This is a genomic window from Vibrio algivorus (assembly GCF_030161215.1).
Classification (GTDB): domain Bacteria; phylum Pseudomonadota; class Gammaproteobacteria; order Enterobacterales; family Vibrionaceae; genus Vibrio; species Vibrio algivorus.
The window spans coordinates 60,820-83,033 of record NZ_BSPV01000005.1; the positions used below are offsets into that span (position 1 = coordinate 60,820).

The 22,214-nt window shown below is 42.3% G+C and carries 22 protein-coding genes; 7 read left to right on the forward strand and 15 right to left on the reverse strand.

Annotation, left to right across the window (positions count from 1 at the left end; all coding sequences use genetic code 11):
- Window positions 1–30 precede the first annotated feature (30 nt).
- Window positions 31–1,494, forward strand: a complete 1,464-nt coding sequence (locus tag QQJ93_RS08570; protein ID WP_089125001.1) for an SLC13 family permease — start codon at window positions 31–33, stop codon at window positions 1,492–1,494.
- A 148-nt stretch (window positions 1,495–1,642) separates the two neighbouring features.
- On the opposite strand, the gene QQJ93_RS08575 is transcribed toward QQJ93_RS08570, so the two are convergent.
- The 7 genes from QQJ93_RS08575 to QQJ93_RS08605 form a co-directional block, all read right to left on the reverse strand.
- Window positions 1,643–3,385 (reverse strand): bifunctional lysophospholipid acyltransferase family protein/GNAT family N-acetyltransferase, encoded by a 1,743-nt coding sequence (locus tag QQJ93_RS08575; RefSeq protein ID WP_089125000.1) that lies wholly within the window; start codon window positions 3,383–3,385, stop codon window positions 1,643–1,645.
- Between the two features lie 133 nt (window positions 3,386–3,518).
- Complete coding sequence (locus QQJ93_RS08580) at window positions 3,519–3,983, reverse strand: YHS domain-containing (seleno)protein (protein WP_089124999.1); 465 nt, start codon at window positions 3,981–3,983, stop codon at window positions 3,519–3,521.
- Window positions 3,980–4,741, reverse strand: coding sequence for an NRDE family protein (locus QQJ93_RS08585; RefSeq protein ID WP_089124998.1), 762 nt, complete (start codon window positions 4,739–4,741; stop codon window positions 3,980–3,982). The genes QQJ93_RS08580 and QQJ93_RS08585 overlap by 4 nt, the downstream gene beginning before the upstream one ends.
- 16 nt (window positions 4,742–4,757) lie before the next feature.
- The gene (locus QQJ93_RS08590; protein ID WP_089124997.1) at window positions 4,758–5,309 is read right to left on the reverse strand and encodes a DinB family protein; all 552 of its coding nucleotides are present in this window, start codon (window positions 5,307–5,309) and stop codon (window positions 4,758–4,760) included.
- Between the two features lie 65 nt (window positions 5,310–5,374).
- Entirely contained in the window at window positions 5,375–6,463 is a 1,089-nt protein-coding gene (locus QQJ93_RS08595) for a D-alanine--D-alanine ligase (protein ID WP_089125051.1), read from the reverse strand.
- An 85-nt stretch (window positions 6,464–6,548) separates the two neighbouring features.
- Window positions 6,549–7,193: a DedA family protein gene (locus tag QQJ93_RS08600; RefSeq protein WP_089124996.1), complete on the reverse strand. Its 645-nt coding sequence runs from the start codon at window positions 7,191–7,193 to the stop codon at window positions 6,549–6,551.
- A 186-nt stretch (window positions 7,194–7,379) separates the two neighbouring features.
- A complete protein-coding gene (locus tag QQJ93_RS08605) occupies window positions 7,380–7,688 on the reverse strand; it encodes a DUF4870 domain-containing protein (RefSeq protein WP_089124995.1) in 309 nt (102 codons plus the stop codon).
- A gap of 399 nt (window positions 7,689–8,087) precedes the next feature.
- On the opposite strand from QQJ93_RS08605, the gene uvrD reads away from it, so the two are divergent.
- The 3 genes from uvrD (at window position 8,088) to pfkA (ending at window position 12,464) form a co-directional block, all read left to right on the forward strand.
- On the forward strand, window positions 8,088–10,259 hold the full coding sequence (gene uvrD, locus QQJ93_RS08610; RefSeq protein ID WP_089124994.1) for a DNA helicase II: 2,172 nt from the start codon (window positions 8,088–8,090) through the stop codon (window positions 10,257–10,259).
- A 17-nt stretch (window positions 10,260–10,276) separates the two neighbouring features.
- The gene (fieF, locus tag QQJ93_RS08615) at window positions 10,277–11,176 is read left to right on the forward strand and encodes a CDF family cation-efflux transporter FieF (protein ID WP_089124993.1); all 900 of its coding nucleotides are present in this window, start codon (window positions 10,277–10,279) and stop codon (window positions 11,174–11,176) included.
- A 325-nt stretch (window positions 11,177–11,501) separates the two neighbouring features.
- Window positions 11,502–12,464: a 6-phosphofructokinase gene (pfkA, locus tag QQJ93_RS08620; protein ID WP_089124992.1), complete on the forward strand. Its 963-nt coding sequence runs from the start codon at window positions 11,502–11,504 to the stop codon at window positions 12,462–12,464.
- 127 nt (window positions 12,465–12,591) lie between these two features.
- Here pfkA and tpiA read toward each other — a convergent pair whose 3' ends face one another.
- Window positions 12,592–13,365 (reverse strand): triose-phosphate isomerase, encoded by a 774-nt coding sequence (gene tpiA / locus QQJ93_RS08625; protein ID WP_089124991.1) that lies wholly within the window; start codon window positions 13,363–13,365, stop codon window positions 12,592–12,594.
- A gap of 201 nt (window positions 13,366–13,566) precedes the next feature.
- On the opposite strand from tpiA, the gene QQJ93_RS08630 reads away from it, so the two are divergent.
- Together QQJ93_RS08630 and QQJ93_RS08635 are read left to right on the forward strand one after the other, a co-directional pair.
- Complete coding sequence (locus tag QQJ93_RS08630; RefSeq protein ID WP_089124990.1) at window positions 13,567–13,917, forward strand: 5-carboxymethyl-2-hydroxymuconate Delta-isomerase; 351 nt, start codon at window positions 13,567–13,569, stop codon at window positions 13,915–13,917.
- Between the two features lie 40 nt (window positions 13,918–13,957).
- The gene (locus tag QQJ93_RS08635; protein ID WP_089124989.1) at window positions 13,958–14,389 is read left to right on the forward strand and encodes a DUF805 domain-containing protein; all 432 of its coding nucleotides are present in this window, start codon (window positions 13,958–13,960) and stop codon (window positions 14,387–14,389) included.
- Window positions 14,390–14,462: 73 nt separating this feature from the next.
- Here QQJ93_RS08635 and QQJ93_RS08640 read toward each other — a convergent pair whose 3' ends face one another.
- The 3 genes from QQJ93_RS08640 to glpX form a co-directional block, all read right to left on the reverse strand.
- A complete protein-coding gene (locus tag QQJ93_RS08640) occupies window positions 14,463–15,731 on the reverse strand; it encodes an MATE family efflux transporter (protein ID WP_089125050.1) in 1,269 nt (422 codons plus the stop codon).
- A gap of 94 nt (window positions 15,732–15,825) precedes the next feature.
- A complete protein-coding gene (locus QQJ93_RS08645; protein WP_089124988.1) occupies window positions 15,826–16,452 on the reverse strand; it encodes a helix-turn-helix transcriptional regulator in 627 nt (208 codons plus the stop codon).
- Between the two features lie 170 nt (window positions 16,453–16,622).
- Window positions 16,623–17,630 carry a class II fructose-bisphosphatase gene (glpX, locus tag QQJ93_RS08650; protein WP_089124987.1) on the reverse strand — a complete coding sequence of 336 codons (1,008 nt, stop codon included), beginning with the start codon at window positions 17,628–17,630 and terminating at the stop codon, window positions 16,623–16,625.
- A gap of 322 nt (window positions 17,631–17,952) precedes the next feature.
- On the opposite strand from glpX, the gene zapB reads away from it, so the two are divergent.
- On the forward strand, window positions 17,953–18,195 hold the full coding sequence (gene zapB, locus QQJ93_RS08655) for a cell division protein ZapB (protein ID WP_089124986.1): 243 nt from the start codon (window positions 17,953–17,955) through the stop codon (window positions 18,193–18,195).
- Between the two features lie 179 nt (window positions 18,196–18,374).
- Here the strand turns inward: zapB and rraA are convergent, their stop codons facing one another.
- From rraA to hslV, 4 genes are all read right to left on the reverse strand, one after another.
- Window positions 18,375–18,905 carry a ribonuclease E activity regulator RraA gene (gene rraA, locus QQJ93_RS08660; protein ID WP_089124985.1) on the reverse strand — a complete coding sequence of 177 codons (531 nt, stop codon included), beginning with the start codon at window positions 18,903–18,905 and terminating at the stop codon, window positions 18,375–18,377.
- Window positions 18,906–19,046: 141 nt separating this feature from the next.
- Window positions 19,047–19,955 carry a 1,4-dihydroxy-2-naphthoate polyprenyltransferase gene (locus tag QQJ93_RS08665; protein ID WP_089124984.1) on the reverse strand — a complete coding sequence of 303 codons (909 nt, stop codon included), beginning with the start codon at window positions 19,953–19,955 and terminating at the stop codon, window positions 19,047–19,049.
- 108 nt (window positions 19,956–20,063) lie between these two features.
- On the reverse strand, window positions 20,064–21,401 hold the full coding sequence (gene hslU, locus QQJ93_RS08670) for an ATP-dependent protease ATPase subunit HslU (RefSeq protein ID WP_089124983.1): 1,338 nt from the start codon (window positions 21,399–21,401) through the stop codon (window positions 20,064–20,066).
- A gap of 104 nt (window positions 21,402–21,505) precedes the next feature.
- Window positions 21,506–22,024, reverse strand: a complete 519-nt coding sequence (gene hslV, locus QQJ93_RS08675) for an ATP-dependent protease subunit HslV (protein ID WP_027696429.1) — start codon at window positions 22,022–22,024, stop codon at window positions 21,506–21,508.
- Between the last annotated feature and the right edge of the window lie 190 nt (window positions 22,025–22,214).

Here is a 22,214-nt window from a genome sequence, read left to right on the forward strand (position 1 = left end):
GTATAATATGCATCATAAGGTGACGAAGTTATGTCAGTATTAACAAAAGAAGAATCAATCCCTGGCGGTTCGCGTTATGTAGGTTTAATTCTCGGTCCTTTGGTTCTTATTTTAACGCTTATCTTTCCTGCGCCATTTGAAGGATTAAGTGAGCCAGCTTGGCGTATGATTGGCTTAGCAACGTTTATGGCTATTTGGTGGGTAACCGAAGCTGCGCCGATTCCTGTTACATCGTTTTTACCGATCATTCTCTCACCGCTACTTGGTACTGCGGATATTAAAACTGCCACCGCAGCCTATGCTAACCCATTAATTTTCTTATTTTTGGGTGGTTTTATGTTGTCGATTGCGATGGAAAAATGGAACTTGCATCGACGCGTAGCACTGATTGCCATGTTAGCCGTGGGCAATAAACCTGCACATCAAGTCGGAGGGTTAATGTTGGTTACAGCGTTTCTTTCTATGTGGATGAGTAATACCGCGACGGCTGTGATGATGTTGCCGATTGGGATGTCGATAATTGGCATGGTATGCGGCGAAAAAGGCGATAAAAATCCACAGTTTGCTAGTGCACTATTACTCGGTATTGCTTACTCCGCAAGTATTGGTGGGCTTGCGACCTTAATCGGTACCCCACCAAATGCTTTGCTTGCGGCATATCTCTCTAACACTTATCAAATTGAACTAGGCTTCGGTCGCTGGATGATGGTGGGCTTACCATTGACGATTGTGATGCTGACACTGGCTTGGGTATGGCTAACTAAAGTGTCTTATAAGCTGCCGAATGAAGAAGCGGGTGATGCGCGCAGCTTATTGAAAAATCAATTGCAGTTATTGGGTAAATTAAGTAAAGGTGAAAAATGGGTGGCGGTAATTTTTGTCGGTGCTGCTATTAGCTGGATTATTCGCCCATTGCTTGCTAAATGGACTGGCTTGCCAATTAACGATACCAGTATCGCGATTTTTGCTGCTTTACTACTGTTTGTTATTCCGGTAAATGTGAAAAAACAAGAGTTTATATTAGATTGGGAAAGCACTAAGAAGTTGCCTTGGGGCGTACTATTGCTATTTGGTGGCGGCTTAAGTTTAGCGGCGCAGATTAAATCATCTGGTTTAGCCGATTTCATTGGCGATAGCCTAGGCGCCACTAATGGTATGCCGATTATTGTTGTGATGCTGATTGTTACTGCGGCAATTATCTTCTTAACCGAAGTGACCAGTAATACCGCTACGGCAGCAGGCTTCCTGCCGTTACTCGGCCCAATAGCCATTGCCATGGGGGAAGGCCCAATGATGCTAGCGATCCCAGCAGCACTCGCGGCAAGTTGTGCCTTTATGATGCCGGTAGCCACACCACCAAACAGTATCGTCTTTGCTTCTGGTCAGCTTAAAATCAAAGAGATGATTCGTGCAGGCTTTGCATTGAATATCATGGGCATTTTCATTATCACAGCGTTAAGTTACACGCTGGCTGCTTGGGTATTTGGGATGTAGGGGAACGTTGATCGAGTGCTTCGCTTCTTGGGCGCTACGCTGCTCGTAACTCGATGATTCTGTAGTGATTTAACTAAGCCGATAAATATTATTGTTATCGGCTTTTTTCTTTTCCGAGATTCGAGCGACGACACGCGAAGCGTCCTAGTTACGTATTCTTATGCTTTTCCAAGTACTCCGCACTTTCTTCCTTCCCCATATATTTCGCTAAAGTACGCTGCGGCACTTTACGTAGATCAACTACAATTAAGCCATCAAGTGCATCATTAAAGTCTTTATCGACATTAAAGCTGATCAATTTGCCATTAAGGTTGAGGTATTGCTTGAGTAGTACAGGAATGCTTTTTTGTCCTAAACGAGTGAGTACTTTGGAGAGTAATTGAATATCGGCTAGTGACGACAACATGTCAGCTCGCCAGAAGCTGTTCTTGCTTTTTTTAAGTGGGTTACTGGCCTTCACTAAGCTAGCACTGTCTTGATCAAAATGATGCATTTCAAGGGTGGACACCATTAATTCTCGAGCGGTAGGGCTGTATTCACTGCTAATACTGACCGGGCCAAATAAGTGAGTATATTGTGGATTTCGATAAGCGTAAGTAGCAATGCCTTTCCATAATAGTAGTAATGCAGTGAGACTACGTTGGTAGGGTAGGTCGATAACCGAACGACCCATTTCAATAGCATGACCAAATTGATTGATCAGCGTTTCATCAAATTGGAAGAGGGTTCGAGAATATAAACCTTTCACGCCTTTATTTTGCAAAATGTGATCGGTTAATCCGAGTCGATATGCGCCGACTAATCGCTGGGCTTCGTTATCCCAAATGAATAGGTGCTGGTAGTAGTGGTCGAATTCATCAAAATCACACTCTTTACCTGTGCCTTCATTGACTAAGCGAAAGTTCGCTTCCCTAATTCGACCAATTTCCAATACGATGTTTGGGATCTCTTCAAATTTGGCACAATAAACATCAAAGTTTTTAAAGTTTAAGAGGTGAGCTGATGTTGGTAGTCCGTGAATATCTGAGATCAATTGATCCTGTAAGATCGGTGCGATCACTGGTGTTTGATGGGGCAAGCTAGGGGCTTGATGTTCGGCTCTAGGAGCCAGTAAGTAAGTATTTAACCTCAGATAATCAACGATGTGTTGCTCGCAAGATAAGCTCTCAATCTCTTTTTTATCAATCAACTCACCAATGGAAATATCAATAACTTGTTGTTTTTTATTTAACATTTCTCGGCCTAGCATTGCAGTTCGCAAGTAAGGATGAACCATACCTGCCCAATAAAAAGGCTTACTATTATGGCCGTTGATATGCATAGCGAGTGCGTTGGCATTGCTACGTTTGATCAATTTAGCGACTGAACGACTCCAAGGTTTGTCATTGAGTTGGCCCTGTTTATCAAAAGTAGAGACTTCACCTGCTGGAAAAACCAATAAGACACCACCGTTTTGTAAATGCTGTAGTCCTTCACGTAACGCTTTGATATTGGCACTGACGGCATTTTTGCCTTCAAACACATCGACACTAATAAAGAGCGGTGCTAATTCTGGCAGCCTCTTTAAAAACTGATTGGCCAATATTTTTACATCAGGACGAACCTGTAACAGCATTTCTGCCAATATGACACCTTCCACTGCGCCGAGTGGATGGTTGGCGACGATCACAAGTGGTCCCGTGGCAGGAATATTACTGAGATGCCCGGAAGCAATTTGATATTGTACGCCTAACTTTTCTAAGGTATGACGTAAAAAGCTTTTTGTATTGAGATGCCTTGGTAATTGTTGATAGTAGGTATCTAAAGTGTGCAACCCAGTCACTCTTTCTGCCGCACGTTCGAGTAGGCGAAAAGGGGTCACGCAGGGTAAACGAAAAGGACTAGTTTGCATATTGAGCTCCTAGATAGCAGCTATCACTTCCACGATTGAGATAATTTACTGGTTAGATCTTACAATTTCTTTACAGCTTGTTTTATTCTTGCTGAAACTCGCATCTTGAAGTTACTTGGGTATACCCCTTTGATTAATCCAAAATGCTTGGCCAGTTTTGATCGGCGGCTTTGATGAAGCTGTCTTTTTTAGGTAGCCAGGTATCTTGCACGCTTTGGTCGTAGTTGATGTAGAGCTTGCCTTGATGGATAGTCCATTGGTGTGGATCGCCTGGTGCTAATTGATTTTTTTCTCCGATAGCCCAAGCGCAATAACCACCATATTGTGGAGCATATTTCTCCGGGTTATCAGTAAACATATCTAAGTGTTCTTTATTGATAAACCACCACTCGGCACCTTGGTATTTCACTTTAAAGTTACTTTTACCTTCAACCGCTTTGCCTTCGGTAAAGTAAGCCACAGTATCATAGCCTTCGAGCGCTTTATTGCTGAAGAAACCAGTATAAATAGGGTCATTTTCCGCCATTACTTGGGGGCTAAATAACGCTTGGCTAACAACGAGCAAAATAAAGGTTAGAGTTTTCCAATAGGCTTTCATGGTTGTATCTCCATTTTGATGGTTCTTGGAATCGCTGAATTATGGAAGGGCTGATGCTGGCATGGTGCACCAGGTTGGTAGTCCATTGTGACTTGATTGCTATCGACATTGATTATGGTAAGGCTAACGGTTTGGGCATCATCACGGTGCATACATACCGAATGAGCACCTGCTTGTGGTTCATGACTAGAATGATAGTTCATTAATTCACATAAACTCGCTTGGGATTGTGAGTTAGTTTGGCGATTAAAATGTGTAACTCGAGCGGCTTGGACTTTCTCAAATTCAAACGAAGATGAAGTAATAGGGCTTTCTTTTTTAGTGTGTTTGACTTCAATACCATCCCAGATAATGGCACTAACTTCTGGTTTTCTTTGAAGCTTATTAAGATCGAAGATTAATAAAGTAAAAGGTGGGAAGTCACTCCAACGAATCGTCCTCAATTGTTTTTCTAATTGTTGCTCGTTAAAGCAAAAAGCAAATTGGCGTACAAGTTGTCCTCGGCTTTTTAGGGCATTATTTTCTTTGACGGTAGTCGGCATTTGGCCTTGATAATTATTCAGTAAGCACAAGCTAAAACCGTGGTTGTTGGTGGCTATCCACGTGCCTTGTCCATCTGGATCAATTGGCATTAATGCGTAGCAATCATCTTGTTGAAAGGTTTGAGGCGGAAGTGCAATCGAACGAGTTTTCTGCTCGTCACGATTAAACAGCACTTGATAACCGTTGTCGGTTATTCTCCAGGTTAAGGTACACATTAGTCTAGACTCCTCATTAGCATTGGCTCCTTAAATAACTGGCGGTCGCTGGCGCATAAGAAAAGATGCTATCGGTTTTAATCTGGCAAGCTTCGGCATTGACTCTCATTACCGAGAAGTGGTGAGTAGTATGGCTCGACACAAATAACAGCTCTCTCTGTAGGCTTGAGGGCATTTGGCATATTTGTTGTTGATAAATTGAGGTTTCACTTTTGATGGTGACCGGCGTTGTTAAGTCTTGTTCGTTTAGCGCGAGTAACCAGCGCTTAATTGCCTGTAACTCATCAATACCTACCTCTCGCTGAGTTTCAACTAATGCCCCGCGACGACGTTGATCGTAATCGATAACCCCTTGCTGGTAGCTCATCAGGGCAAAGTACATATCATTAATATGGCGCAAGTGAGCCCCTATGCTGCTTTGCACATAAGGCGTGGCGATATAGATGTATTGAGTCTTATCAAGTTGCCCAAGTAACTGCAGAGCTTGCTCAATGCCTTCAAGATTGGCACTCACTAATGGATGGTGAGCATTGTGATTGTCTGGTGATGCTGCCATAGATGTCGACATTCCTTACCTTCTTACTCTCTATAAAGTGTTTAAGCTGCGTGTGCTTAAAGCCTTTGATTCGTTTTTTAATCCGTAGCTGGGTAGTGTTTAATCAATTGTTTTTCTTGCTTTAATGCGCGGAATAATTCGTGAAATGTAGGCACTTTATGTCCGGCTTTTCGTTGCAGTGCTCCAATTTCATATAAGCAGCGATATTGATAAAGCAAGGTAGAAAAAATCTCTTTGAGTGGGGTGTTGCTATCCCAAATATGTCCTGCTTCGCTGCTTGCACCATTCATCTCTAAAATATCGAAATCTTTGCCCTGCATTAGGGACTCAATATCTTTGAATTTCACATCTAAACGACCAAAGTGATAGCCAGGGTAGTCATCAAAAATACGATCTAATTTTTCAGCAAGGGCCTTCGTAATATAAGCGTTGCCATTTTTGAAAATGCAGCCTCGACAATGGCTACCAGCAAATGCTAATTGGAAAGGTTTGCCATGTTCTAAAACCTGTTCGAGCTGATCTTGATGGCGAGGTAGGTATAAATGCGCAAGTTGTTTGGCACGTGGATCTTGTTCGATTAATTGACGCAGAGTGTGCTTTCCTGTGCCCACCACTACCGGTGAATATTTAAGAGTAATAGAGAATACTTTGCCTTTTTCTTGGTTGGGGTAGCGGATATAGAACAGTCCTGCTTCGGCTTGATAAGGCGATTTTTTTTGCAGCATGTAACGAGCCTTGTCAGGAAAAGCGGCGATGTATTGTTGTAGCTCTTGGTCGGACTCCATTAATTGCACACCGACACCGCGACAACCTTGGTCTGGCTTGGCAACTATCGGGTAGCTTAATCCTGTTTTTATCATGGCTTGTTTGGCCTCTAACCATTGAGCGGATAAGGAAGAGCGTTCTGATTCGGATTGCTTGGTTAAAGTGACAAATGGTGGGATCCATTGTTTAGCGTAATCCCCTGCGAGTTCTAAAATTTCTTGTTTAGATTCACCAACCATACCGCTGAGTTTGATGTGTGGGTTGGCGACTAAAGGTAGGCGAAAATCGCGATACTTGATGCCATACCATAAGCTTTGTAGAACCACTGGTGTATAGAAGAACCAAGTTGGCCAAAACTCAAATCGAGAGACTGTCTTACCAGAGTCATCCATTTTCGGCATGCCTTTATTCGGTGTGTCTTGATTTTTTGGCAAAGAAGGCTGCGTCAAAATGCTCTCCGATTGGGATTCAGGACTGACATACATATTAAAGTTTCCCTTTTGAAATGCTGTGAGATTGAGATAGCTCGGATAAGCTGTGATTTGATCGTTTTTTATTGCGGTGTAATGAATGTCCTGCAATACGATTTACTCCCCATAATAAAATTAATGCGATCGGACCAAGCAACCATTTCAATGGATGTTGTTGTAAATATTCTGTGCTACCTACTTGATAAATAATGCTGAAGACTAAGGCTGTCCATGCGGCCGTCGCCAATAACACCGCAATCAAGAATTGATGGAATGGAATGCGAAAGTAGCCGCATAAAGTAAAGCTCACACTGCGCAGACCAGGAATAAAGCGGATGATTACAATGTTGATGATAGCGTGATGTTTTAATCGGCGTCTGGCTTGACGCAGTAGTGGCATATTCAATAAACGGTAACGCAGAGATCTCCAACGTCTTGCCCATACACCAAAGGCGTACAACAATGCATCACCACTGGCGATACCAACAAAGATAGCCAATAACGCCACTTCAAAAGGCATCGAACCTTGGCTTGCCATTACCGCTGCAGTGACAATGGCCAGATCTTCTAACAAATACGATAGCAACACGATGCCAATAAAGGCTAGCCATGTATTTTGTTGTATCGTGTTTGGTTGAAGCAAGGTTATGTAATCTTCCATTCGCACCACGTACTTAGTTTTTTGCTTAATAAAACATCACTAATAAAGAACCCATTACGCGCATTTAAATTTCAACTTGGTTCAGTTAATTTATTAACCCGCTGAATTTTTGAGATATTTCATGATCGTATTTAACTTTATTATTGAGGGGTTAAGCTGCAAAATGATGACAGGGTTATATTCGCCCTATTTAATTAATCTAAGATTGATCGGCACTTGGTAAGCTTTACCTTTTAAGCAAGAAACCATGCCGAATAAGCAGAAAACCAAATGGATCGCGCCAAGTAGAGTGAAAAGAAATTTGCTGCCAAACAATGAGACAACGAGAACCGTTAGCCATAATGTAATACCCCAATTAAGGGCTTCTTTGGCTTGTTGCTGGATGAACGCATCTTCTCGTTTGAAGATTAAGAAAAGTAACCCAGATAATATGCTAAAAAATACGCTCAGAAGCCAAACGATAGCGGCAGTCACCATAGATTTATTCGCTTTCATAGGATTTCCTTTTATCCAAAGGCTATACCCAAGTGACCTCAAGATGCAGAATTCAGAGCTATCATCCAAGTTCTTAGACAAGGAAGATTTATGCGGAATGTAAACACCTTTCAATTAAATCTGACGTAGGCTAAGGTCTTGGATGAAGCTCCCAAAGGGCAAGTTAAAACAAGCTTTATGCTGCGTTAAATTGAACAGAGATAGAATGACTATGATCATATTCAATTTGCCTTGCCTAAAGCTTGTTTTATTCTTGCTGAAACTCGCATCTTGAGGTTACTTGGGTATATTTTTAGTGTAGTTGCCAATGGTGAGAATGAAACCTCATCTTGAACTCTAAAATCCTAGTAAAAGTTCGTGTATACTCCTCTTTTATGTATAAATAACCAGTAGATGACGATGGATCCTTCTTTATTACTCGACGGTCTTAATGACAGACAACGTGAAGCGGTAGCCGCTCCATTGGAAAACTTACTCGTATTGGCGGGCGCAGGTAGTGGTAAAACCCGCGTGTTGGTGCATCGCATTGCTTGGTTATTATCGGTAGAACAAGCGTCGCCGTTTTCAATCATGTCGGTCACCTTTACCAATAAGGCCGCTAAAGAAATGCGTGGTCGTATTGAAGAACTGATGATGGGGACTTCATCGGGTATGTGGAATGGGACTTTCCATGGTATTTGTCATCGTATTTTGCGCGCGCATTATATGGACGCTAAATTGCCGGAAGATTTCCAAATCTTAGATTCGGAAGACCAAATTCGTTTATTGCGTCGTTTGATCAAAGCGCAAAATCTCGATGAAAAGCAGTTTCCGGCTAAGCAAGCAAGTTGGTGGATCAACGGCAAAAAAGATGAAGGCTTACGTCCAAGTCATATCGATACTTATCATGATCCGGTTGCCAAGACCTATTTGCAGATTTACCAAGCGTATCAAGAGGCTTGTGATCGTGCTGGCCTAGTCGATTTTGCCGAAATTCTATTGCGCTGCCATGAATTATTGCGTGATAAGGTGCATGTTCGTGAGCATTACCAAGCGCGTTTTAAGCACATTTTGGTCGACGAATTTCAAGATACCAATAACATTCAATATGCTTGGCTACGCATGATGGCTGGAGCGGATTCACATGTGATGATCGTGGGGGATGATGATCAGTCCATCTATGGTTGGCGTGGTGCACAAATCGAAAATATTCAAAAGTTTCTGCGTGAATTCCCAGGCGCACATACTATTCGTTTGGAGCAAAATTACCGTTCTACTAAAAATATCCTGAATGCTGCCAATGAGCTTATTAGCAATAATACTGAGCGCATGGGTAAAGATTTGTGGACCGATGGCAATGACGGTGAACCGATTTCTTTGTATTCCGCATATAACGATCTCGATGAAGCGCGCTTTGCGGTCAATAAAATTAAAGAATGGCATGAAAAGGGCACCCCCCTAGTCGATTGTGCCATGTTGTATCGTAATAACGCCCAGTCTCGTGTATTAGAAGAAGCATTAATTCAAGCACGCCTGCCGTACCGAATTTATGGCGGTATGCGTTTCTTCGAACGTCAAGAAATCAAAGATGCCTTAAGCTACCTGCGTTTAATGAATAATCGTAATGATGATGCTGCCTTTGAACGTATTGTGAATACTCCAACCCGTGGTCTCGGGGATAAAACCTTAGAAACTATTCGTATGACCGCGCGTGATCGTGGCACGACTTTATGGCACGCCGGCGTTCAATTAATTGATGAAAAAGTATTATCTGGTCGTGCGGCGAGCGCGTTTAGTCGCTTTATTGAATTAGTGAACGCGCTCGAAGATGACACCTTTGATTTAGCGTTACATGAGCAATTTGATCATGTGATCAAATCCTCGGGCTTATTTGCCATGTATGAAATGGAAAAGGGTGAAAAATCTAAAGCACGTATTGAAAACTTGGAAGAATTAGTCACTGCGGCACGTCAGTTTGAAAAGCCTGAAGAAGCAGATGACATGAGTATGTTGTCGGCATTTTTATCACACGCCGCATTAGAGGCAGGTGAAGGGCAAGCGGATGAATTTACTGATGCTGTGCAGTTAATGACATTACATAGTGCTAAAGGTTTGGAATTCCCATTAGTCTTTATGGTCGGTGTTGAAGAGGGCATGTTCCCTAATCAAATGTCGGCAGAAGATGCTGCGCGTTTAGAAGAAGAGCGTCGTTTGTGTTATGTAGGTATGACTCGAGCAATGCAAAAACTTTATATCACCTATGCCGAGATGCGCAGAGTGTATGGGCAAGATAAATACCACAAGCCGTCACGTTTTATTCGTGAAATTCCAGAAAGCTGTGTGGAAGAAGTGCGTATGAAAGCGCAAGTGAGCCGTCCAGCGACTTCGGGACGTTTTGGTGCCACCGCGGTAAAAGACAATTTTAATAGTACTGGCTATTCATTAGGTCAACGAGTGAAACATGCTAAATTTGGCGAAGGTACCATCATTAATTTTGAAGGCAGCGGTGCACAAAGCCGAGTACAAGTCGCCTTTAATGGTGAAGGTATCAAATGGTTAGTCACTGAATATGCTCGTTTAGAGACACTTTAATAGGTTGTTCAAAGATCATGGATAAAACGTATTCTAAGCTAGTCAATTCTGCGGCCTGGGCAGCCATGGTGATTGCGACTATTTTACTATTAGTGAAATTGGTGGCGTGGTGGCAAACCAATTCAGTGAGCTTACTGGCTTCCTTGGTCGATTCATTACTGGATATGGCGGCTTCTCTGACTAATTTATTGGTAGTGCGTTACGCTACTCAACCTGCGGATGATGAACATCAATTTGGTCATGGAAAGGCAGAGTCATTAGCCGCATTAGCACAAGCGATGTTTATTTCCGGTTCAGCGTGTTTCTTATTGCTGAATGGGGTAGATCGTTTTTTCCGCCCACAAGAGTTGGTCTCACCAGAGCTTGGGGTATGGGTCAGTGGGTTTGCTATCTTGCTAACTTCTGGATTAGTGCTGTTTCAAAAGCATGTCGTACGCAAAACCGGCAGCCAAGCAATTGCTGCCGATTCATTGCACTATCAAACTGACTTATTTATGAATATCGCGATAATGATTGCGTTGGTATTAAGTTGGTATGGATTAAAACAAGCTGATGCAGTGTTTGCGGTAGGGATTGGTTTGTACATTCTGTATAGCGCTTATCAAATGGCACAAGAAGCGGTGCAGTCATTATTGGATCGACAATTGCCGGAAGAAGAAGTCCAAGCGATTCATCTGGCTTGTGTGTCAGTGGAAGGAGTACTAGGTGCGCATGATCTACGTACTCGTATGTCAGGTCCGATACGCTTTATTCAAGTGCATATTGAGCTCGATGATAATTTACCTCTGGTTGAAGCTCACCGCATTTCTGATGAGGTAGAGGCTAAATTAGAAGCATTATTTCCTCATTCAGATGTGCTTATTCACCAAGATCCGATATCAGTGGTTCCTGATGCAAAATATCAGCCGCTAAATTAGCCGAAATGCGGTGAATAACATAAAATTATGTGACTTAGCTCATTATTATTGAGACAATTTAGCGGTTAATGTCTATCTTATAGGCAGATAAAAAAAACCGTTGATAGTGATATGAATCAACATCACTAAGCGTCAAGCTTGTATATTATGCTTAGTATTTATTGAGTTGTGTTGTCGTTAACATATGTTGTTTGATAGTAGAGCAATTGTGAGTTAACGAAGATTTGGATTGAGTCACACCGAAAAGTATTAGGCTAGAAAAAAACATAGCCAGTTTGTGTGACTGAATAGAAGAATTTGTTTTTTACTTTTTTAGAGGGTGATCATGGTTAAGAAGATCGGTGTTTTAACAAGTGGTGGCGATGCACCAGGCATGAACGCAGCAATTCGTGGTGTAGTTCGTACTGCGCTAAGCAAAGGTATTGAAGTTTGTGGTATTTACGATGGCTACCTTGGTCTTTATGAAGGTCGTATCGAAAACCTAGATCGTTCAAGCGTTTCTGATGTGATTAACCGTGGTGGTACTTTCCTAGGTTCTGCGCGCTTCCCTGAATTTAAAGAAGTGGCAGTTCGTGAAAAAGCGATTGAAAACCTAAAAGCACACGGCATTGAAGCACTAGTGGTTATCGGTGGTGACGGTTCTTACATGGGCGCCAAAAAACTGACGGAAATGGGTTATCCATGTATTGGTCTACCAGGCACTATTGATAATGATATTGCAGGCACGGACTACACGATTGGTTATTTAACGGCATTAAATACTGTTATTGATGCGATTGACCGTTTACGCGATACCTCTACATCACACCAACGTATTTCTATTGTAGAAATCATGGGGCGTCATTGTGGTGATTTGACTTTGATGTCTGCAATTGCCGGTGGTTGTGAGTACATTATCACCCCCGAGAACAATTTAGATAAACCAGCATTAATCCAAAACATTAAAGATGGTATTGCGAAAGGTAAAAAACACGCAATTATTGCTTTAACTGAATTGCAAATGAATGCCAATGAGTTAGCTAAAGATATCGAAAAAGCTACAGGTCGTGAAACTCGTGCGACAGTACTTGGTCACATTCAACGTGGTGGTCGTCCAACAGCATTTGACCGTGTTTTAGCTTCTCGTATGGGAAATTATGCAGTGCACCTATTAGCTGAAGGTCATGGTGGTCGTTGTGTTGGTATTCAAAAAGAAGATCTAGTTCATCACGATATTATCGATGCGATTGAAAACATGAAACGTCCGGTTCGTAATGACCTTTATAAAGTTGCTGAAGAGTTATTCTAATTCGTTAATCATGATTTGATTGATAAAAACCGTTGGCGAAAGTCAGCGGTTTTTTATGGTCACGAAACACGAAACAAAAAAAAGGCTGGCACTTAGGCCAACCTTCGGTGTTTTTAGCTAGAAACTATTATGCTTTTTTTGCTTCAGCAGCTGCTTTAGCGATAGCGGCAAAGCTTTTCGCGTCAAGTGCAGCACCACCAACTAAAGCACCGTCGATGTCTGGTTGTGCAAAGTAAGCCGCTGCGTTTTCTGGTTTAACAGAACCGCCGTATTGGATTACTACGTTTTTCGCTACTTCTTCTGATTTTTCAGCAATGTGAGCACGGATTTGAGCGTGGATACGTTGCGCATCTTCAGCTGTCGCTGCTTTACCAGTACCGATAGCCCAGATTGGTTCGTAAGCAATGATTGCTCCGTTAAGAGCGTCTACACCTAGAAGGTTGATGACTGCGTCGATTTGACGAGCACATACTGCAACCGTTTCGCCAGCTTCGTTTTGTGCTTCAGATTCACCGATGCAAAGAACTGGAGTTAGGTCGTTTTCTTTTAGGAAAGCGAATTTCTTAGCAACGAACTCGTCTGATTCGTTATGGTATTCACGACGCTCAGAGTGACCGATGATGATGTGAGATGCACCGAATTCTTTCAACATAGCTGGAGACATATCACCTGTGAATGCACCGCTGTTGTTTAAGTCAGTGTTTTGAGCACCAAGAATGATCGCGCTACCCGCGTCAGTTAATGTACGCTCAGCAAGATCGATGAATAGTGCTGGTGGCGCTACTGCAACGTCGACGCCTGTTACGCCTTCAAGTTCAGCATTTAGACCTGTTAGCAAATCAACAACCATTTCTTTGCTGCCGTTTAGTTTCCAGTTACCCATAACTACAGGATGACGCATAGGATGATCTCCATTTAATTTAAGTATCGAAATATTTTAACTACCAAAGAATATAACAGAATAATGTGATGAAATCATGATTCTCATCATGTCAAAACGATCAATAATGATAGTCTAGCTTACTAATGCTTTCTATGAGAGTGAAATAGATTTAAACCTACCTTTGAGTGGTAGGGGATTTAATATTTATAAGGAATTTACATGCCAAATGTTGTGATGGAATACTCTCATTCAATTGAAGAGCGGGCTAATGTGCAAGCGCTATTGGAAGATTTACATCAAGTGACCATTCAAAGCGGTTTATTTGAGATAAGGGATGTAAAATCGAGAACTTTGAGAACACATCACTGGTTAATCGGAGATTTGGATGACAGTGTTGGTTTTATTCATGTCACAGTTGAATTACTGGATGGGCGTAGTGATGAGCAAAAGAGAGCATTATCGGAAGCGTTGATGCAAGCGTTGCAAAATAAGGCTGCTTTTGTTGCTAGCTTAACGGTTAATATTCGTGATATGGAACGTGGTTGCTTTCAAAAAGTGACTAATTTCTAAGGTCAACAGATCCTAATTAATTTCAAAGGTTATTGTAGCTATGACAATTAAACATTGGCTTCTTTCTTTCCAAGGCCGTATTGGACGCCAGCGTTTTTGGATGTGGAATTTATTTTACTACCTAGTGATGCTGGCGATTATTGGTATTGCGGCACAGAACTTATTTGGTAGTTTTAGTGGCGTGGCCATTTTTATTATAAGCGCGGCTTTACTAGTGCCAGATCTAGCGGTAACAGCAAAGCGTTGGCATGACCGCAATAAATCGAATTGGTGGCTGTTAATGCATGTGCCTTTGATTGCTGGTCGTTTGATGGCACCGATTGGTGCTGCTGAAACCGTTGAGCCATCGATGATACAAACGTCTGTATCAATAATTGCGATTATCTGTGGTGCTTGGATGCTGGTCGAATGTGGCCTATTAAAAGGTACCCAAGGTGATAATCGCTACGGACCTGAGCCGACACGAGTCTAAATTTTAATCTTGCTGAAACTCGTATCTTGAAGTTACTTTGGTATATAACTCTGTTATTACCAACAGCTCTGGATTATTCGCTTGAGCTGTTGGTGATGTGTTTAAAGCTTTTACGGAAAATCATCCAAGCATTTAATCCTGCCAACAAATTCCCGAATAAAGCGCCGATAAATAATCCTTTAATACCTCCTAGCTGTGAACCTAACCATAAACAAGGCAGGAAGAAGACAAAGAGGCGTAGTGCGGAAATCCATAAAGCGGAGTAAGAGCGGCCAATTGCATTGGATAAGGATACCATCAACATACAAACGCCTAGAGAACCAAGACTTAACGGTACGATAGTAAGATGCCAATGCAAAATATGTGTCACTTCTTGATCGCTAGTCATTAACTTCGCTAAATCATTAGCAGCCAAAAAGGTGATGAATGCTATGACCAGCTGGAATAGTAAAATAAAGCGAATCGCAATCGCGGTGAGTTTTTTTATATCCTCATACTGCTTAGCGCCTAACAGTCTGCCAACCATCGGTGGCATGGACATGGTAAGTGCTAAGACGGCAACGATGGCGAAGAATTCATAACGTGATCCGATTGCCCATGCAGCAACCGCTGTCGTACCAAAACTGGCTAATAACTTAGTGGCAAGCATCGAAGACACAGGTGGTAGTAGCTGACTCACCATTGCTGGTCCCATAATGTTAGCGAGCGAGCCAATACTGCGACGAATATTTAAGTCGCTCCAGTCAAAATCAATCCAACCTTTAGCCCACACTTTGGGTGTTACCACAATTAAACCAACCGAAAATGAGAGTAATGTTGCGATGGCAGCGCCATTAATTCCCAGGCCAAAAGTAAAGATAAATAGAGGGTCGAGCGCCATATTGAGCAGACTAGTCACCATCATCATACTGCCCGGTAAAATCGTATTACCATTGGCGCGACATAAGCTATAAAAGAAATACAGTAAAGCGCCACACCATGCACTGAGAAGCCAATAAACCCAGTAACTACTTACAATAGGATGAATCGTCTCGGGCGCACTTAATAAGTCGAGAATTGGAATACGTAGACTATAAATAATGCAAGAAAACAAGGCGATACCAACGCTACCGATAGTGACGACCAGTCCACCTAACTGCTTTGCATAGCGAAAATTATTTTGTCCGAGTGCTTTTGAAATGACAGCAGTGGTGGCGATTCCTAAACCCACTTGTAAGCCAATAATGATCATTTGAATTGGTTGAGTAAAGCCTTGTGCCGCAAGAGGTAAAACACCCAGCTGCCCGATAAATGCGCTATCTACCAATTGAAAACTCATAAGCGACAGCACGCCAAATAACATTGGCCAGGTTTGCTGAAATAATTGACGAGCAAGTGAAGAAGTCGGTGATGAAGTCACAAAAATAAAGTTCCTACTTAAGGCGTTTAATGGTGGGTTAATCACCCTTGATAGGGGTAATCAGGTAACAGCAACGATGCGAGCCTGCAATAATGTGTTCTTGGTGAACGACTTTGCATTCGTTTTCCAGTAAGGTTTGGAAGATATTCAGCTCTGATTGACACAATGCTGGGCATTGTTTCGCGGTATGACAAATTGGACAATGGTTTTCAATGAGTTGATATCCAGTCTCTGTAGTTTCAAGCTCCGCCATGTAACCTTCTTGCTCTCGCAATTGAACTAAAGTTTGTAGTTTTTGTTCGGTACTAGAACATTGGGATAAATTTTGCTGATAGCGCTGGAGAATTTTTGCTTCTCTCTGGGCGGTAACCTTTTCAATCCCTTGTTGGCCATAGGCGTGGCCAATAGCGTTGATGATATCAATACTAAGATCTTGGTGGCGATCGATAAATTGGTCATGGCCCTTTTGGGTTAAAGACCAGTGACGGGCTGGGCGTCCCACTTTGACTTTAATGTCGGAGTGGTTTAGTAACCCTTCATCTTCTAACGCTTGTAGATGTTGGCGTGCACCCATGCTGGTGATCGATAACTCATCGGCCAGTTGGCGCGCGGTAATTTTTCCTTCACGCTTTATTTTATGGAGAATTTTATCGCTGCTTTTCATTGATTGCCTTTGGGGGCTGTATTGTGCCGCGTTTTGGAAGTCACTTGGCTATATGATGGCGCAAAAATTAAATAAAGCAAATGCTTAACATACTCTAAAATCCTTTGTAAGGAGAATAAAAAACGCAACCCGAAAGTTGCGTTTGTAAGCTATACCCAAGTAAACTCGAATTATAAGATGTGCTGTCTTACTTCATCATCTTTACGTTCAAGGTAGTGAATCGACTTGATGCGACGAATCGTACGGCTCTTACCACGAATCACTAAGGTTTCTGTGGTTGCGATATTTCCTGTACGAGTGATACCTTCAAGTAGGTCACCTTTGGTAATACCGGTTGCAGCAAAGACTACATTATCACTGCGCGCCATATCATCCATTTTTAAGATCACATTTGCTTGTACACCCATTTCGGCGCAACGTTGTAATTCTAATTCACCGTGAGTGCGGTTTTCTGGAGTATCCCCTTTAACTTCATGACGAGGTAGTAGACGACCTTGCATGTCACCATCTAATGCACGAATGACTGCCGCAGATACAACACCTTCAGGTGCGCCACCAATGCAGTACATCATGTCCACTTCGCTATCTGGCATACAAGTTAAAATAGAAGCTGCAACATCACCATCTGGCACGGCAAAAACACGAGCACCCATTTGTTGAATTTTAGCGATAATCTCGTCATGGCGAGGTTTGGCTAAAGTGATAACAGTCAGTTCATTGAGTGGCTTATTAAGTGCTTTAGCGACATTTAAGATGTTATCTTCAACCGATTTAGAAAGATCAAGACAACCTTTAGCACCAGGACCCACGACAAGTTTTTCCATATACATATCAGGAGCTTTTAAGAAGCTACCTTTTTCGCCTGCTGCCAGTACTGCTAGTGCATTCGACTGACCCATAGCGGTCATACGGGTGCCTTCGATTGGGTCAACCGCGATATCGACTGCATCGCCACCTAGGCCAACTTGCTCACCAATATAAAGCATTGGTGCTTCATCAATTTCACCTTCACCGATAACAATTTCACCGCTGATTTCTGTGTCATTCAGTAGGGTACGCATTACGGCTACTGCAGCGCCATCGGCTGCGTTCTTATCGCCTCGGCCTAACCATTTATATCCGGCAAGCGCAGCACCTTCTGTGACTCGAGAAAATGCCAATGCTAAATCGCGTTTCATACTGACTCCAAATAAAACAAAGGGAAGAAAATTATGCGGCGCATTTTAGCACAGCCAGAACGGTAACGTTTGCTTTTTTGGTTGGATCATTACGCAACGATAGCTACAGAGGTCTTCATAGAGCTCATTAAAGGGAGTCAATATGCGGGCTAATGTCATAATTGAGTTAGCTTTGCTGTTTTTTTGCGCAACCGAACAAAAATAGTTAAATAAGACGGTGGCGCTTACAACGAAGCTGAGTAGAATGAGGGTAACAAACGTGATAGGGCGTGACCTTGGGTTAGCTTTATTGCTCACCATGATCATTTTATAGGTATCAGAGATGTCTTTCGAAGTATTAGAACAGCTAGAAGCAAAAATTCAAACCGCGGTAGATACTATTGCATTATTACAAATGGAAGTTGACGAGCTTAAAGAAAAGAATCAACAACTAGCTTCAGAAGCCGGTCAACTACGCGAAGGTCGTGAAGAGTTAGAACAACAAACTCAAGCGATGCGCCAAGAGCAGCAAGCATGGCAAGAGCGTATCCGTAACCTACTTGGTAAAATGGATGACGTTGAATAATTAAAGCTATTATCGTTTTATACCCGTCATACTTGAAGCTGCAGTTTTGTTGTCAGTGTTCATTCACTTGTCTCCTCACTGCAACTCCAATGACTTTGGGTATAGATAGCAGTAGATAAACAAAAAACAGAGCCGATTGAGCTCTGTTTTTTTGTTTATAAGAATTTGAGGAGATGAGATTAACGGTTTAAAGGCTCAACGTCGTCTAGTTCTTCATCTAACTCTAGATCAACATCTAACGGTTCTTGAGAAATGATCACACCAGTATTGTCGGCATAAAGGTGATCTTCAGGTAAGAAGGTAACCCCACCAAAGTTGACCGGTACATCGACTTCACCGATGTTGTTCTGAGTGGCTCCGACAGGAATAGCAGCAATGGCTTGAATGCCAATTTCCATTTCTTCTAAGTCATCAATTTCACGAACACAGCCGTAAACCACTAGGCCTTCCCAGTCATTTTCTTCTGCTAACGCGGCAATCTCAGCATCAATCAGTGCACGACGCAGTGAGCCGCCGCCATCAATTAATAGCACTCGACCAGTACCATCTTCTTGTAAAATAGAACGAATAATGCCGTTATCTTCAAAGCATTTCACTGTGGTTAATTGGCCTGCGAATGAGGTTAAGCCACCAAAATTACTGAACATAGGCTCAACAACATCAACTTGGTCTTGGTAAATATCACACAGTGCAGAGGTATTATATTCCATAGTGGTTTTCTCTTTGCTTGCGGAGGATGGTTAAGAGTACATGACTAACGAGTATATAGGGTCATTATTGCTTTGCAATGACAAAGGACAATTTCCTGAAAAGACTTTGATCTCATCAGGGTAATCGTCCTGAACAGAGTGTTATTGGCCTAAAACCATAACAATTGAAAATACGATATTGGTGATAAAGGCACATTTCACCATATCCGGTAACATAGGTACAAACTGCTTAGCTTGTTGGATATTCCAGATAGTCTTGCCATGTTTGAATATGAGCAGCAGTGGTAATAACATAAACACATTTAGCCAGATTGGTTGAGTGTGCATAACCAGGTAAATGGCCATAGTTAGCCAACCGAAAGCCAACAAACCTAGGTGATAGCATTTGGCTTTTTCAATGCCTATCCTAACCACTAAGGTGCGCTTGTTACTCACTGTGTCATTTTCCACATCACGCATATTGTTGATATTCAACACGCCCATTGAGAATAAACCAGAGCCAATTGCTGGTAGTAGCAAGTCTGTTTTAACCGTGCCGGTATGTAAGAAGTAGGTACCTAAAATGGCTAATAGACCAAAGAAAATAAATACCGAAATATCACCAAGGCCGATGTAGCCATAAGGCTTGCTACCCATGGTGTAGGCGATTGAGCTAATAATTGACAGTAAGCCTAAAAATATGAAAGCCATAATACTGGTTGGACTTTGTAGGGCATAAAACACCAGAGCCAATCCACTGATCACAATAAAGACAATATTCAGTGTGATCGCTTTTTTCATCCCAGCTTGGGTGATCATTCCTTGTTGCATGCCACGAATTGGACCTATTCGGTTTTCATTATCGGTGCCTTGGACGGCATCTCCGTAGTCATTAGCAAGGTTAGATAAGATTTGCAGTAGGGTTGCTGTAAGTAATGCCAAAAGAGAAATCGCAAGTGAAAAATGGTGGTCGGCATAAGCAAGGCTACTTCCTGTTGCAATCGCAGCGATCGCAAGCAGTAAGGTTTTGGGTCTAGCGGCATCAAGCCAAATAGCTAAGGATGATTTCATAGTCTCATACAGTTAAGGTTACTTGAGTGTAATTATATCAAGTCGTTGTCAAAAATAACAAAAGCCCGCAATGGTGCGAGCTTTTAGTTTGTTTTATTTAAGACTAGTTTACAGGATAAAGCGACTTAAATCTTCATCTGCAACAAATTCACCTAGGCGTTGCTTAACGTAATCGCCATCAATTGAGATCTTCATCCCAGGGTTATCGGTGGCATCAAATGAAATATCATCCATTAGGCGTTCCATAACCGTATGCAAGCGACGTGCACCAATGTTTTCGGTGGTTTCGTTGACTTGCCATGCAGCTTCAGCAATTTGAGTAATCCCGTCTTCGGTAAATTCAATGTTGACATTTTCCGTGGCCATTAATGCGCAATATTGCTCGGTTAATGATGCATTCGGTTCAGTCAAAATACGTTTAAAGTCATGACTACTTAGCGCTTCTAATTCAACGCGAATTGGTAAGCGGCCTTGTAATTCAGGGATTAAATCTGAAGGGCGAGCTACTTGGAATGCACCTGATGCTACAAACAAAATATGATCTGTACGAACCATACCGTGTTTAGTTGACACTGTGCTGCCTTCGACTAATGGTAGCAAGTCACGTTGTACACCTTCACGAGAAACATCACCACCGCCGCTTTGATCGGCACGTTTACAAATTTTATCAATCTCATCAATGAACACGATGCCGTTGTTTTCAACATTGAAAATCGCTTGTTCTTTTAAGTCTTCTTGATTGACGAGTTTGGCCGCTTCTTCTTCGGTCAATGCTTTGAAGGCATCTTTAATTTTCATCTTACGGCTTTTTTTAGTATCGCCCGCAAGGTTTTGGAACATGCCTTGAAGTTGATTGGTCATCTCTTCCATACCTGGAGGTGCCATGATTTCTACACCCATTTGCGGGGCGGCAACATCAACATCAATTTCTTTATCGTCTAACTGGCCTTCACGTAGCTTTTTACGGAATACTTGGCGAGTATTAGAAGTGCTTTCTTGTGACTTTTCGTCTTGTCCCCAGCCTTCACGAGGTGGTGGGAGTAAGGCGTCAAGAATACGTTCTTCCGCTTGTTCTTCGGCGCGAAATTGTACTTTTTCCATTTCACGCTGGTGAGTCAGTTTGATCGATACATCCGTTAGATCACGAATGATAGATTCGACTTCTTTACCAACATAACCCACTTCGGTGAATTTGGTTGCTTCGACTTTAATGAATGGCGCATGAGCTAATTTCGCTAAGCGGCGAGCAATTTCTGTTTTACCCACACCAGTTGGACCGATCATTAAAATATTTTTTGGGGTCACTTCTGCGCGTAGATTTTCATCGAGTTGCATACGACGCCAACGGTTACGCAGTGCAATCGCAACCGCACGTTTCGCTTTATCTTGACCAATGATGTGTTGATTGAGTTCATGAACAATTTCACGAGGTGTCATCTCAGACATAACGTTATCCTTTTACCCTATAAGTGATCCATGAGTGTCAGTCATGGGTGGTAAATCTTGTGTGGCCTTGAGCTCGAGCGCGAAATACAAAGGCCAGATGAGATTTATAGTTCTTCGATGGTGTGGTGGTGGTTAGTGAACACACAAATATCGCCAGCAATCGTTAAGGCTTTTTCAGCGATTTCGCGAGCTTCAAGGTCAGTATTTTCAAGTAGTGCTGTCGCAGCTGCTTGAGCAAAATTACCGCCAGAGCCAATAGCAATTAAGTCATTTTCAGGTTGAACTACATCGCCATTACCTGTGATGATAAGAGATGCCGTCTCATCAGCAACTGCTAATAATGCTTCTAGCTTACGTAACGCGCGATCACTACGCCAATCTTTAGCAAGCTCTACTGCTGCTTTGGTTAGGTGACCTTGGTGCATTTCTAGCTTACGTTCAAAACGTTCAAAAAGCGTGAATGCATCAGCGGTACCGCCAGCAAACCCTGCTAACACTTTATCATTATATAAACGGCGAACTTTTTTAGCGTTGCCTTTCATGACAGTGTTGCCTAATGAAACTTGGCCATCACCAGCGATGACGACTTTATTGTTGCGGCGTACAGATACAATAGTAGTCACGAGAAACCTCTTAGTTATTCTGCTGTTTTAACTGATATGAGGTTAGGACAAAAAGAATTCAAGAGAAAGGGCAATAAAATGTCGAGGGAGGAGGTTCATCAGAAAAATTGTCATCTCGGAAACGAGGGGCGAGTTATCCGGGATCTATCTATAGCGCGCTTTAAGTAGATCCCTGATGTCGCCTTACGGC